The following is a 14,256-nucleotide window of genomic DNA, read 5'->3' on the forward strand; positions in this document are numbered from 1 at the left end:
CGCGGTCTTCCTCGTTACAATGTGGTCGCGGCGCGCGCGGACTGTTCATAGGCGCCCGACATGAAACGCAGGACGGCGGCGATCTCGGAGAGTGTCTCTTCGGAGGGGCGGGCTTTCGCGGTCGAGGAAACCAGCAGGCGTTCGCGGATCTGAGCGTAGCGCGTGCAGGCGTCCGACCCCTTGTCGGTGATGAGGATGGTCTTTTCCTTGCCTTCCTTGCCCGTCGTCACCAGGCCTGCGGCCTCGAGCTTGCGGATGGCATAGGTCGCGACATGGGTGTCTTCGATATCCAGCACCAGACAGATGTCGGCGAGCTTCTTGCCGCGGTCGCGATGGCGGATCGTGTGCAGGATCAGGATTTCGATCGGGGAAAGGCCCGGCACGCCGGCGGCCGCCATGCAGCGCATCATCCAGCGATGAAAGGCGTGCGACGCGAGGATCAGCCCGTATTCCACCTCGGAAAGGCCGGGAGAGCCGCCTTCGGCCAGATGCGCGGAGGAAACGATCGGGCCGATGGCCGCGACCGGCTTTAGATGTTCGGGCAGGGCGTTTTCGGCCCATTCCCGACCTTCGAAGCTATCCTCAGGCTTCTTCGTCATTCAGCTCTTCCTCATCTTGACGATTTTATGTCATCATTTTATCGACATTTTGTCAACGAACTGCTTTGATGAATTTCCGGGCTTGCACAGTCATGCGGCTCGCGAACGAGAGGGATGGACAATGAGCGCACGCGAAACCGGCAGTTGGGACTTCTGGGTCGACCGCGGCGGCACCTTCACCGATGTCATCGGCCGCGATCCGCAAGGGGTGCTGCATGCGCGCAAGGTGCTTTCGGAAAATCCGGAAGCCTATCGCGACGCCGCAGTGCAGGGCATTCGCCTGCATCTCGGCCTTGCGACCGGTGCCGCGATCCCGACCGGTCTCATCGGCGAAGTGCGCATGGGCACGACCGTTGCCACCAATGCACTGCTCGAACGCAAGGGCGAGCCGCTGGCGCTCGTGACCACCAAGGGTTTCCGCGACGCTCTGAAGATCGGCTACCAGGAGCGCAAGAAGATCTTCGCAACCGAGATCATCAAGCCGGAAGCGCTCTATCAGGACATCGTCGAGCTCGACGAACGCGTGCTGGCCGACGGAACAGTCGAGACGCCGCTCGATGAGGCGAAGGCGCGCGCGGCACTCGAAGACCTGAAGGGCAAGGGCTACAAGGCCGTCGCCATCGTTTTCATGCACGCCTACAAATATCCCGAGCATGAGGCGGTCGTTGCCCGAATTGCCCGCGAACTCGGCTTCGAGCAGGTCTCGGTCAGCCACGAAGTCTCGCCGCTGATCAAATATGTCGGGCGCGGCGACACCACCGTCATCGATGCCTATCTGTCACCGGTTCTCCGCCGCTACGTCGCCCAGGTCTCGGGCGAACTCGACGTCGCCCGCACCGGCGCGCGCGTCATGTTCATGATGTCTTCCGGCGGCCTGACTGCGGCTGAAATGTTCCAGGGCAAGGATGCAATCCTTTCCGGTCCGGCGGGCGGCGTCGTCGGGCTCGCAAAAACCGGCGAAGCTGCCGGTTTTGATCGCGTCATCGGCTTCGACATGGGTGGCACCTCGACCGACGTCGCCCATTTCGACGGCGAATATGAACGTGCGTTTGAGACCGAGGTCGCCGGCGTGCGCGTGCGTGCGCCGATGATGCTGATCCATACGGTTGCCGCCGGCGGCGGCTCGATCCTGCATTTCGACGGCGAGCGCTTCCGCGTTGGGCCGGATTCGGCCGGCGCCAATCCGGGTCCTGCCTGCTACCGAAACGGCGGCCCGCTCGCGGTTACCGATGCCAATGTGATGCTCGGCAAGCTGCTGCCGGAATTCTTCCCGGCGCTCTTCGGCCCGAACCAGGACGAACGCCTCGATGTCGAGACCGTGCGCGGGCGCTTTTCAACGATGGCCGGCGAGATCGGCGACGGCCGTAGCCCGGAGGATGTAGCCGACGGCTTTATCCGCATCGCGGTTGCCAACATGGTCGAGGCGATCAAAAAGATTTCCGTCCAGCGTGGCTATGACGTGACGCGCTATGCGCTAAGCTGCTTCGGCGGCGCCGGTGGGCAGCATGCTTGCCTCGTTGCCGATCAGCTCGGCATGAAGAGCATTCTCGTGCACCCGATGTCCGGTCTGCTTTCGGCCTATGGCATGGGGCTCGCCGATATTCGTTCGACGCGCCAGAAGGCGCTCGGCGTGGCGCTTGACGACAAGGCGCCGGTAGCGCTCAGCACCCTTGGCGCCGAGCTCGAGGTCGAATGCCTTGCCGAACTCGACGCGCAGGGTATCGCCCGCGACGAGATCCGCACGCATCTGCGCGCCCATATCCGTTACGCCGGCACCGATACGGTGCTCGCGGTCGACGCGACCTTCCCGGATCATGACGACATCGCCCGCCTGCGCGCCGAGTTCGAAGAGTTGCACAAGCGCCGCTTCGGCTTCGTCGCCGAGAACAAGGCGCTGGTCATCGACGCCGTCGAGGTCGAGACGGTCGGTGGCGGTGCTGCCCAGATGGAGCGCGAGGGTGGGGCGGTCACTAAGGGAACGCCGGATATCGTCCGCAGCACGCGCTTCTATTCGCAGGGCCAGTTCCACGACGCGCCCGTCCTGCTGCGCGCCGAGATCGCGCCCGGCCAGCGGCTCGACGGTCCGGCGATCATCATCGAACCGAACCAGACCATCGTCGTCGAGGATGGCTGGCAGGCGGAACTGACGGCCAAGGACCACATCGTGCTTCGCCGCGTGAAGGCGTTGCAGCAGCAGAGCGCGATCGGCACCCATGCCGATCCGGTCATGCTGGAGATCTTCAACAACCTGTTCATGTCGATCGCCGAGCAGATGGGTGTGACGCTGCAGAACACCGCCTATTCGGTGAACATCAAGGAACGGCTCGATTTCTCCTGCGCCGTCTTCGACAACCGCGGCAATCTCGTTGCCAACGCGCCGCATATGCCGGTGCATCTCGGCTCCATGGATGCCTCGGTCGCGACCGCGATCCGCGAGAATCCGGTGATCCAGCCGGGCGACGTGTTCCTGATCAACGCGCCCTATAACGGCGGCACACACCTGCCTGACCTTACCGTCTGCACGCCGGTCTTCGACGATGCCGGCAAGGAGATCCGTTTCTGGGTCGCCAGCCGCGGCCATCACGCCGATATCGGCGGCATTTCGCCGGGCTCGATGTCGCCGTTGGCCACCAATATCGAGGAGGAAGGCGTCTATATCGACAACTTCAAGCTCATCGATGCCGGCCGCTTCTGCGAGGCAGAACTCGAGACGCTGCTCAATGGCGCGCGCTATCCGGTGCGCAACATCCTGCAGAACGTCAACGATCTGAAGGCGCAGGTCGCGGCCAACGAAAAGGGCGTCGCCGAACTCAAGAAGATGATCGCCCAGTTCGGCGAGGACGTGGTCGAGGCCTATATGGGCCATGTTCAGGACAATGCCGCCGAGAGCGTGCGCCGCGTCCTCGATCAGCTGCCCGATGGTGAATTCTCCTACGAGATGGACCAGGGCTGCAGCATCGTGGTCAAGATCACCGTCGATCGCGACAAGCGCGAGGCGACCGTCGATTTCACGGGGACGTCCGAGCAACGCGGTGACAATTTCAACGCCCCGGCGCCGGTCACCCGCGCCGCAGTGCTTTATGTCTTCCGTGTACTGGTCGAGGCGGACATCCCGATGAATGCCGGGTGCCTGCGTCCGATCCACATCGTCATTCCAGAGGGAACGATGCTAACGCCGCGCTATCCGGCTGCGGTCGTTGCCGGCAACGTCGAGGTCAGCCAGGCCGTGACGAACTGCCTGTTCGGCGCCGTTCAGAGTCAGGCGGGCGCGCAAGGCACGATGAACAATCTGACCTTCGGCAACCAGAACTACCAGTATTACGAGACGATCTGCTCCGGTGCGCCGGCCGGTCCCGGTTACAACGGCGCCGATGCGGTCCATACCCACATGACCAATTCGCGCCTCACCGACCCGGAAATCCTCGAAACCCGCTTCCCGGTCGTGCTCGAAGATTTCCATATTCGTGTCGGCTCGGGCGGCCGTGGCCAATGGAACGCCGGCAACGGTACCGAACGCACGATCCGCGCTCGCGAGAAACTGGATTTCGCCATCCTCTCCGGCCATCGCCGTGTAGCCCCCTTCGGCATCAAGGGCGGCAGCCCGGGCGAGCTTGGCCGCAACCTGGTACGCCGCAACGACGGCCGGACGGAAGAACTGTCGGGCTGCGCCCACACGGTTCTCGAAGCCGGTGAAGCCTTTACCGTGGTAACGCCGACCGGCGGCGGCTACGGCCGGTCGTAGGCTTAAAACAAGATCTCCCAAGACTGCTGCGGTGGTCTGCGGGCGGGCGAGCGATCGTCCGCCCGTTTTTTGTTTTCGCTCCCGTCTTCATTTTTCGCTGCACTGCGAAAAGCTGCGATCGCTTTTTTAACCCGAATTTAAATTCAAAATTACTAAGTACTTATCGGTCAGTGCGCGCCCTCGTTCCTCCCTTAAAGGCGCAGCAAACAGCCGGTCCTCTTCCCGCCGGTATGGCTGACCATGTCCTCCCAACAACGCGATCGCGACATCACAGGAGTCACGGCAGTGACGTTCAAGAACCTTTCGATTTTGACCAAGGTCGGCCTTGTGGTCGTGGTCATGGGCATATCTTCCATTCTGATCGCTCTTGCCGGTGCGCGCGGTCTTTCCTCTCTCGGCGCGACGATCATCGACGTCGGCGCGCGCGAAGAGGCCGCACGCGAGGCGATGGACCTGCGCGTCGACATCATCGCCATCAGCCGCATGACCTACCAGCTTGCTGCCGCTCCCGAGAAAGCTGCCGATTTCGGCCAGGAAACCGAGAAGCGCGCCGGGGAAATGCTCGGCCGTCTGACAAAGATCGAGGCGGTTGCCGACGATGCGGAAGACAAGCTGCTGAACGACATCCGCATCACGCTTAACAGCTATTTCGACGAGATCCGCGCGATGATCGCGGTTGCCGCCGACAAGGGCACAGACGCTGGCGCCGTCAAGGCTGCGCTCGACAAGGCGCTCGAAGCCCAGAAAACGGTAACGGCGACGGTCAAGACCTACAGCACCTATTCCGGCGACGCACTCGCCGCCGCCCGTTCCGAAGCGCTCAATTCGTCCTCGGTCGCAATGACCATTCTGGCAGCCGCCGCTGCAGCCTGTGTCCTCTTCGGCGTCGGCGTCAGCCTCGTCGTTGCCCGTCGCGGCATCGTGATGCCGGTGCGCGAACTGACCTCGACCATGAGCGAACTTGCCGACGGCAAGCTTGACGGCAACGGTACCGACGTTTCCCGCCAGGACGAGATCGGCGAGATGGCCCGTGCCGTCGAAGTCTTCCGCAAGAACGGCATCGCCATGCGCACGATGAAGGCACAGGAAGCGGCGCTGCATGCCCGCAGCAGCGACCTGCAGTCGAACATCAGCGTCGTGGTTGCCTCGGCCGTTGCCGGTGATTTCACTGGCCGCATCACCAAGGACTATGAAAACGACGACCTCAACCGCTTCGCATCGAGCGTCAACGAGCTCGTGTCGAGCGTCGACCAGACGGTCAACGAAGTCCGCCGGGTGATCGCGGCACTCGCCGATGCCGACCTGACGCAGACCATGCGCGGCGAATTCCACGGCGCATTCGCCGAACTGCAGACGAACGTCAACCAGACGATGGTGACGCTGCGCTCGACCATGCAGAACGTTCGCACCGCGGCAAGCACCATCAACGACAATTCCGCCGAACTGAGCTCAGCCGCCAACGACCTGTCGAAGCGCACCGAACAGCAGGCAGCAGCGCTCGAAGAGACCGCAGCCGCTCTCGACGAGATCACCTCGACCGTGCGCACCGCTTCCGAGCGGGCGAACGAGGCGCACGAGATGGTGCGCGCCACCAAGGACAGTGCCGGCCGATCCGGCGCGATCGTGCGCAGCGCGGTCGATGCCATGGGCCGGATCGAGGATTCGTCCAACCGCATCAACCAGATCATCTCGGTGATCGACGAGATCGCCTTCCAGACCAACCTTCTGGCGCTGAACGCCGGCGTCGAAGCGGCGCGTGCGGGGGAGGCCGGTCGTGGTTTCGCCGTCGTCGCCCAGGAAGTGCGCGAACTCGCCCAGCGTTCAGCCAATGCCGCCAAGGAGATCAAGACGTTGATCCACAGCTCGGCGTCGGAAGTCGAAAACGGCGTGGCGCTGGTGCGCTCCACCGGTGAGGCTCTGCTGGAGATCGAGACGCTGGTCAACAATGTCAGCGGCCACGTCAACACGATCGCGACGGCGGCGCGCGAGCAGGCAACGGCACTGCAGGAGATCAACACCTCGGTCAACCACATGGACCAGATGACCCAGCAGAATGCGGCGATGGTGGAAGAGACTACGGCGGCAAGCGGCACGCTGGCCGAAGAGAGCCGCCAGCTCCGCACGATGCTGGCGAAGTTCAAGCTCGAAGCGCAGGGTGCACGCGACAGCTGGAGCCGGGCGGCCTGATCGAGAGTCGGGAAAATAAACGGGAACGGGCCGACAAATGCCGGCCCTTTCTCGTTTCAGGTGCGTATCGATCAAGCTTCCGGCGAATAGCCGAAGACGACGGCCGGATGTTCCGCGGTCTCGACCCAGACGCTTTTCGTTTGCGTATAGGCCATCAGCGCATCGCGCCCGGAAGAACGGCCGTAACCGGAGCGGCCAAAGCCGCCGAAGGGCGACATGACGCTGATCGTCTTGTAGCCGTTGATCCAGAACGTACCTGCACGCACCTTGGAGGCGACGCGATGGGCACGCCCGACGTCGCGGGTCCACACGGCACCGGCGAGGCCGTAGGGATTGTCGTTGGCGAGCGTGATTGCCTCTTCTTCATCGTCGAAGACGGTGACACCGACGACGGGGCCGAAAACCTCCTCACGGGCGATCGTCATGTCCGGTTTGACGTTGTCGAGAATGGTCGGGGCGAAATAGAAGCCGCCGGAGGCTTGAAGCGCTGAAGGCTTGGCGCCGCCGGTCGCAAGCGTGGCGCCTTCCGCCACGCCCTGCTTGACCATTTCCTCGATCTTCGCCCACTGACGGGCATTGTTGATCGGGCCGATCTGCGTCGTATCGAGATAGGGATCGCCGACCGGGATGCGCGCGGCGGCCTCGGCATAGCGCTCGACGAACTGCTGGTGCACCGAGCGGTGGACGAGCAGCCGCGAGCCGGCAACGCAGCTCTGGCCGGCGCCGGAGAAGATTGCCGACTGCGCGCCGACGATGGCACGGTCGATATCGGCATCGGCAAAGACGATGTTGCCGGACTTGCCGCCGAGTTCGAGGATGCAGGGCACGACGTTCCTTGCCGCGGCCGCCGCAATGGCTGAACCGGCCAGCGCCGAGCCGACGAAGACGACGAGTGCTGTCTTCGGATGGGCGACCATCGCCTGGCCCGCCGTGACGCCCTGGCCGGCAATGACATTGACGAGGCCGCGCGGCGCACCGCCGGCTTCGCAGAGCGCGCCCAGCACCAGTGTGCTGAGCGGCGTCAGTTCCGAAGGCTTGATGACGACGCCGTTACCGGCGCAGATGGCGGGTGCGATTTGCCAGCCGCCGGTAAAGAGCGGCGCGTTCCAGGGGGTGATCTGCGCGACGACGCCGACCGGCTCGTTGCGGGTATAGTTCAAGTGCGAGGTCGGAACCGGAATGACCTCACCATGCAGCTTGTCGCACCAGCCGGCATAATATTCGAACATCTCGGCGACCCGGACGGCTTCGCCGCGGATGTCGCGGATCGGCCGGCCGGCCGAACGGCTTTCGAGTTCGGCGATCTCGCCGGCGCGCTCGCGGATCTTGCGGGCAATCTCGTTCATCACCCGACCGCGGGCCGAGGCGGTCATCGCGATCCACTCGCGCTGGGCGCGCGCGGCTGCCTGCATCGCCGCATCGACGACGTCGCTTCCGGCGTCCTTGAAGGTGACAAAGACTTCGCCGGTCGCCGGATCGGTCAGCTTCTGCTCGTCGCCCGAGCCGGGCACCAGCGCGCCGTCGACATAGCTGCCGATTTCGGCGCCGGGAATGATACCGTGGAAGAGGGCGCGGATGCGCTCGGCCTTGGCGGGCATGGTCATGTCGTTCATCGTCGTTCCCTTCAGTTGTCGTTGGCGGGGCGGAAGGCACCCATGCGGGTGAAGTCTTCGGCATTGTCGAGCGGGCTTTCGGCCCAGAGCTTGGCGACAGAGGCAGAGAGCGGCAGATCGGCGCCGGTGCGCGCCGCAAGTTCGCTCGCAAGCCGCACATCCTTGCGCATCAGCCCCATGGTGAAGCCGCTGTCGAAGCGGCCGTTCATCACCCAGGTCGGAAAATGCACCTCGCTGATCATCGACTTGCCGGAGGCGGCGTTCAGCACTTTCAGCGCCGCTTCCGGGTCAAGCCCGGCGGCAAGCGCCAGCTTCAGGCCTTCGCCCGTCGTCACCATATGGGCGGCGGCGAGCAGGTTGTTGACGAGCTTGGCGACGTTGCCGGCGCCGCTCGGACCGACATGCAGCGCCTTGGCCGACATCGCGTCGATGACGGGGCCGGCAAGGGCGACGTCCGCATCGCTGCCGCCGATCATCATCGTCAGCTTGCCGCTTGCAGCACCCGCCGGTCCGCCCGAGACGGGCGCATCGATAAAGCCGTGGCCGAGGCCGACCAAGGCTGCTGCGAGATCGCGCGAGACGTCTGGCTCCGATGTCGAGGTGTCGATGATCACGACGCGGCTGCCGGCCGTTTTCAGCGCCTCGATATTGGCCTCGACGACGGCGGCGACATCCTTGGCGGTCGGCAGCGAGAAGACGATGAAACCGGTGTCGAAAAACACCTCGGCGAGCGAGGCGACGGGGGAAACGCCGCCTTCGGCAGCAAGCGCGCGCCGCGCTTCCGAAAGGTCGAAACCTTTGACCGCAAAACCCTCTCGGGCAAGCGTGGTCGCCATGCCGATCCCCATGGCCCCCAATCCCACCACGCCAACTATCGTTCGTTCCGCCGTCATGATCCGCTGTACCCTCGTATGATCTTGATGATCGGGCGAAGGTGGCATGCGGGCTGGTGAGCGGGTAGACGGCGCGCCCGGTACAATGCGTTGCTGGCGTGGCAACGTCTGCGGCGTTGTCCAGCAGCGCCGAGAGGGCGCGCTGGTTACCGAGACCGTGGACGGTCGTTCAGCCGCAACGAAAGGGCGAGGGCGGCGGGGAGCCGATGGTCAGCCGCGGAACGACTGCATTTCTTCCGCGAGATGTTGGCCGAGCTTCTCGACCGAGAGCGGCAGGCGGCGATGGGCGCGCACCATGAGATGAGCGCTTGCCTCGCGTAAGAGCGGATCGGCAAGGTCGAGGGCCTGCATGGCGCCACGCGCAATTTCACCGGCGACGGCCGTACGTGGCAGGAAGGTGACGCCGAGGCCGGCGGCAACGAAGCGGCGGAGCACCTCGATCGAATGGGTTTCGAGCAGCGGCGCCAGCGCCAGCCCGGCGTCGGCCGCCACGCGTGCCACCAGTTGCGTCACGCCGTTGCCCTTGCCGAGCAGGGCGCAGGGCGAGGTCAGGCAATCGGCGAGCTTCAGGTCGCGGCGTTCCGACAGCGGGTGACCGGTTGGCACGATGACGCAGAGTGGCTGGCGGGCGATCGCCAGCGCTCGGATGCGTGGATCGGTGAAAGGGGTGTAGGCGATGCCGATATCGGCATCGCTGTTGGCGATGGCGTCGACGACGTCTTCGGTGCTGCCGAGTTCGACGATGTAGCGCACGTAGGAGTGCGCCCTGGAGAACGAGGAAAGCCCGGTTTCCACCAGATCGGCCATGAAGCCCTCGCCGCAGCGAATACGGATGCGGGTCTGCTGCACGCCGCGGATCTGGTCGAGTTGCTCGGCGAGCAGTCCGTTGTCTTCGAGTACGCGCTTGCCGTGTTCGAGCACCAGTTCGCCGGCATCGGTCAAGACCGTGCCGCGGGCGGTGCGCTCGAACAGCGAAAGGCCGATGTCGCGCTCGGTGTCGGCGATCTGCCGGCTGACGACGGATGGTGCCAGCCCCATATGCTCCGCAGCACCCCGGATCGAGCCGATGCGCGCAACCGCCATAAAGATCCTGAGCGCTTTCGCGTCGAGTACGTCCATGGCGGTCATGGATGCGATGGAATCTCCTTGGGGTCAACGACCAAGCGATGTCGCGATCAGGCGTGTCCAGAGGTTTACGCCGTGACCGATGATCGCGTCGTTGAAATCGTACTGCGGCGAGTGCAGCCCGGGATTGGCGCCCTCGCGCCGGGCGCCGAGCCAGAGATAGCAGCCGGGGCGCTCGTCGAGCATGAAGGCAAAATCTTCAGCCGCCATGCTCGGCGGTGCGTCGACGACGGTCAAGGCAGGGCCCTCAGCGGCAACGGCGCGCACCAGGGCGGCAGCAGCCGGGTCGTTGATTGTGGCGGGATAACGCCGCTGATAATCGAGCTCCGCCTTGCAGCCGAGGCCTTCGGCAAGCGCCGTGACGAGCGCGCGCATGCGGCTTTCCAGCGTGTCGCCGACCAATTTGTCGAACCAGCGCGTGGTGCCGCGGATCACTGCTTTCTCCGGGATCACGTTCCATGCGTCGCCGCCATGGATCTGCGTCACCGAGACAACGGCAGCGTCGAGCGGCGAGATGTTGCGGCTGGCGATCGTCTGCAGTGCCGTGACGATCTGGGCGGCTGCGACCAACGGGTCGGCGCCCTCGTGCGGCATGGCGCCATGGGCGCCGCGGCCGGTGACGGTGATTTCGAAGACGCCGAAGGCGGCCATCATCGCATCGTCGCGGGCGACCACCGAGCCGACGTCCAATGCCGGCCAATTGTGCAGCGCATAAACGGCATCGGCCGGAAAATCGCGGAAGAGCCCGTCGGCGACCATGACTCGCGCGCCGCCTTCGGCTTCTTCGGCCGGCTGGAAGATGAAGTGAACCGTGCCGTCGAAGTCCATTTCGCTCGCCTGCCGGGCGGCGGCAAGCAGCATTGCGACATGGCCGTCATGGCCACAGGCATGCATCTTTCCCTGCGTTTTCGAGGCATAGGCAACGCCGCTCGTCTCTATGATCGGCAGCGCGTCCATGTCGGCGCGGATGGCGATGCTGCGGCTCGACGTGCCGCGCTTGAGCGTGCCGACAAGGCCGGTGCCGCCATAGCCGTCCTTCACCGTGATGCCCCATTCGGCCAACCGGCCAGCGATGAAGGCGGCGGTCTGCCGCTCCTCGAAGGCCAGTTCCGGATAGGCATGCAGGTGATGACGCCAGCGGATCGTTTCCTCAATGCGCTCGGGGCTGATGTCGTGGCGGGTCATGGCGTGCATCCTATCGATGGAGGGATGATCGACCGGCCTGCGTGGGCCGGCCAATCCTTGTGTGAGGGTCTCGGCTATTGCCCGAGGCGCAGGAACAGATCGGCGACGACGACCGAGCCCATGTAAGTTCCGACCATCACGCAGATCGCGACGATGACGATCTTCCAGCCCGAGCGGCGGGCGATCGCGAATTCGCTCGCGGTCAGCGCAAGGCCACCATAGGCAAGCGCCGGCGTTGCCAGCGCGAGGAAGTTCAGGTGCTCGACCTTTTCGCTGACCCAGGCCGCACCCGGGACGCCGGGGATGGTGATGAGGATCGCGATCAGCGACACCCAGGCGACACCAGGCAGGTAGAAGGGCACAAAGCGGGCGAGCGCCAGGCCGACGATGCAGGCGACGTAGAGCGTTGCCATGCCTGGCAGCGCCGTCAGCGGCGAGGTGCCGGTGCCGACCCAATTGGCGATAAGCCCGATGGCGCAGGCGATCAAAAGCAGGCCGGCATGGCCGACGACATCGATCTTGCGCTCGTCTTCGGCGTTAAGCGGGAGATCGTCGGCGTAGTTGGCGGAGGTGTTGGTCTGGTTGGCCATGATATCTCTCCCGATCAGGCTTGAGCGCGACGCTCGGACGGCCGAGCCTTGTTGTAGAGCCACTCGGTCAAGGGCAGCGCGACGAACATGCCGACATAAAGCCCGGTGGCATAGGTCAGGATGTTGCTGGCGGCGGCAAGCGCGAGAATGATGTCTTTCTGGTCGGGCACAGCAGCCACGAGGCCGCCGGTGCAGGCCGCCAGCATCGAGCCGGAGCCGACGCCGCAGGACATGGCGAGTGCGCGCACGTCGAAGATGCCAAGGCCGTGGACGATCGGCGGCATGATGGCAAAGACAAAGGTGCCGATCAGCGTACCCGTGGCATAGACGCCCATGGCGCCCGCACCTTCCGGCGAATTCAGGCCGTACTTGTCGGCGATCAGCGCGAGGTTCGGTTCACGGTCGATCGAATAGGTCGCGCCGACGGCCTCGCGGCCCATCTTGAGCAGGAATACCGCGACCGGGAAGGCGACGAGAATCGTGCCGAGATTGCCGAGCTCCTGGAGCACCAGCGCCGGGCCGGCCTCGATGATCTTGGAGATCTGCGGGCCGACGGTCGTTCCGAACTTGGCGATGAACGGCATGATGGCGACGGTGATCATCGCGCCGGAAAGCTTGACCGCATCGCGCGACAGGAACCTGGCGCTGGCCTTGAAAATGGCGGGATTGACGAGGATTCCGAGCGCAAAGGCGTAGAGGATCGGCAGGAAGATGACGGTGCCGATGCCGATCGGAAGGCGTTGAATGCCGATCAGCTCGGAGACGATGACGATCGCCAGCACAAGGATGTGCAGATAGAGCGCGCCCGAGGCGGCTCCGGTTTTTCCGGTCATGATGTTCTCCTCTGGTTGGGAGCCAGTTGTTGTTCTTTGCCCAGCGTTCACAGTAGGGGGAGAGGGCAAATTGCGGCTAGCCGGCCGGCAAGCAACGAAGTGTTGCGATTTGAGCAACGGCCGGCCGTCGCCCCGGCGGCAATCGGGATCAGTCCCGCAGCGCCTTCATGTCATGGCTTCATTCCTGCATTTCATTCCAGCTGGCGTCACGACGAATCGTCGTCGCCTCTGCCCCAGCTGTTGCACAGCGGGAAGGGGGAGCCAAGCGCTATTCCCACCCGCTCGCACCACTTCGGGGGAGGCGGGTTTTTGGCCCTTGCCGCTATCAATCGCTCCAGGGCCTGGTTCGCCGTTGAAATTGAAAGCCCCGCAAAAATCCCTAAAAACCCCCATTGAAATCGATTACATTTTCTGGCTTCATAAGTTTCGCAAGATTTGGGAGGATCTTATGAAGAAATTTATCGCCGCAGCGCTTGGCGCTGTCGCAACCATTGCCATTTCCGCTTCTTTCGCCAATGCCGAGACCTTCAAGATCGGCCTGTCCAACGGTTGGGTCGGCAGCGAATGGCGCACGCAGATGATCGACGAGGCCAAGGAGGCCGCGGCGAAGTGGAAGGAAAAGGGCGTCGACGTCGAAGTCTCGGTCCAGAGCGCCAATGTCGACGTGCCCGGGCAGATTGCGCATGTGCGCAACTTCATCGCCGAGGGCGTGAACGCCATCATCATCAACCCCAACAGCCCGACCGCCTTCGATCCGATCTTCGCCCAGGCGAAGGAAGCCGGCATCCTGGTGATCGCGACGGACGCCGAAGTGTCTTCGCCGGATGCGACCTATGTCGGCATCGACCAGACGGCCTGGGGCGCGGCGGGCGCCAAGTGGCTCGCCGATACGCTCGGCGGCAAGGGCAAGGTGGTCGCGATCAACGGCGTCGCCGGTCATCCCGCCAATGAGATGCGCGTTGCCGGCTACAAGAGTGTCTTCAAGGACTTTCCGGATATCCAGGTGGTCAACGAGGTCAACGCCAACTGGGATCAGGCGCAAGGCCAGCAGGCGATGCAGAACATCCTTGCGACCTATCCCGACATCAACGGTGTCGTCGTGCAGGACGGCATGGCGGCCGGCGCCTGGAAGTCGATCATGGACGCCGGCAAGACCAGCCAGATCGCCGCCACCGGCGAAATCCGCAAGGACTTCATCGACCTCTGGGTGAAGGACAAGCTGAACTCCGGCGCAACCGTCAACCCGCCCGGCGTCATGGCGAGCGCGCTCAACGTCGCGGTGCTGATGCTGCAGGGCAAGGAACTGAAGGAGCCGGCAACGGCGGGGCAGTACAAGAACGCCATCTATCTGCCGATCCCGTTCATCGACTCCAAGAACCTCGCGGACGCGGCCAAGCAGCTCGACGGCAAGCCGGGTTATTACTCCTACACCAACGCGCTTTCGATCGACGACGCGACGGCGTTGTTCAAGTAAGCTCTGATTTCGCCG

At 64.1% G+C, this 14,256-nt stretch carries 10 protein-coding genes; 3 read left to right on the forward strand and 7 right to left on the reverse strand.

Annotated features, from left to right (window positions below; all coding sequences use genetic code 11):
- Positions 1 to 14: 14 nt before the first annotated feature.
- Complete coding sequence (locus tag ACN9MO_RS28925) at positions 15 to 599, reverse strand: winged helix DNA-binding protein (RefSeq protein WP_057251784.1); 585 nt, start codon at positions 597 to 599, stop codon at positions 15 to 17.
- Between the two features lie 121 nt (positions 600 to 720).
- Between ACN9MO_RS28925 and ACN9MO_RS28930 the strand changes: the two genes are divergently transcribed.
- Together ACN9MO_RS28930 and ACN9MO_RS28935 are read left to right on the forward strand one after the other, a co-directional pair.
- A complete protein-coding gene (locus ACN9MO_RS28930; RefSeq protein WP_425987236.1) occupies positions 721 to 4,341 on the forward strand; it encodes a hydantoinase B/oxoprolinase family protein in 3,621 nt (1,206 codons plus the stop codon).
- 285 nt (positions 4,342 to 4,626) lie between these two features.
- Positions 4,627 to 6,528 carry a methyl-accepting chemotaxis protein gene (locus tag ACN9MO_RS28935; RefSeq protein WP_112996831.1) on the forward strand — a complete coding sequence of 634 codons (1,902 nt, stop codon included), beginning with the start codon at positions 4,627 to 4,629 and terminating at the stop codon, positions 6,526 to 6,528.
- Between the two features lie 71 nt (positions 6,529 to 6,599).
- Here ACN9MO_RS28935 and ACN9MO_RS28940 read toward each other — a convergent pair whose 3' ends face one another.
- From ACN9MO_RS28940 to ACN9MO_RS28965, 6 genes are all read right to left on the reverse strand, one after another.
- A complete protein-coding gene (locus ACN9MO_RS28940) occupies positions 6,600 to 8,141 on the reverse strand; it encodes an aldehyde dehydrogenase family protein (protein ID WP_425987239.1) in 1,542 nt (513 codons plus the stop codon).
- Positions 8,142 to 8,152: 11 nt separating this feature from the next.
- Positions 8,153 to 9,034, reverse strand: a complete 882-nt coding sequence (locus ACN9MO_RS28945; protein ID WP_425987241.1) for an NAD(P)-dependent oxidoreductase — start codon at positions 9,032 to 9,034, stop codon at positions 8,153 to 8,155.
- Between the two features lie 210 nt (positions 9,035 to 9,244).
- The gene (locus tag ACN9MO_RS28950; protein WP_425987243.1) at positions 9,245 to 10,162 is read right to left on the reverse strand and encodes a LysR family transcriptional regulator; all 918 of its coding nucleotides are present in this window, start codon (positions 10,160 to 10,162) and stop codon (positions 9,245 to 9,247) included.
- Between the two features lie 24 nt (positions 10,163 to 10,186).
- On the reverse strand, positions 10,187 to 11,344 hold the full coding sequence (locus tag ACN9MO_RS28955) for a M20 aminoacylase family protein (RefSeq protein ID WP_425987245.1): 1,158 nt from the start codon (positions 11,342 to 11,344) through the stop codon (positions 10,187 to 10,189).
- 74 nt (positions 11,345 to 11,418) lie between these two features.
- A complete protein-coding gene (locus ACN9MO_RS28960; protein ID WP_113398605.1) occupies positions 11,419 to 11,934 on the reverse strand; it encodes a hypothetical protein in 516 nt (171 codons plus the stop codon).
- Between the two features lie 14 nt (positions 11,935 to 11,948).
- Positions 11,949 to 12,767 carry a DUF3100 domain-containing protein gene (locus ACN9MO_RS28965; RefSeq protein ID WP_425987247.1) on the reverse strand — a complete coding sequence of 273 codons (819 nt, stop codon included), beginning with the start codon at positions 12,765 to 12,767 and terminating at the stop codon, positions 11,949 to 11,951.
- A gap of 448 nt (positions 12,768 to 13,215) precedes the next feature.
- On the opposite strand from ACN9MO_RS28965, the gene ACN9MO_RS28970 reads away from it, so the two are divergent.
- On the forward strand, positions 13,216 to 14,241 hold the full coding sequence (locus tag ACN9MO_RS28970; protein WP_112996797.1) for an ABC transporter substrate-binding protein: 1,026 nt from the start codon (positions 13,216 to 13,218) through the stop codon (positions 14,239 to 14,241).
- Positions 14,242 to 14,256: the final 15 nt, after the last annotated feature.

This window comes from Ensifer sp. R-19 (genome assembly GCF_049905105.1).
Classification (GTDB): domain Bacteria; phylum Pseudomonadota; class Alphaproteobacteria; order Rhizobiales; family Rhizobiaceae; genus Ensifer.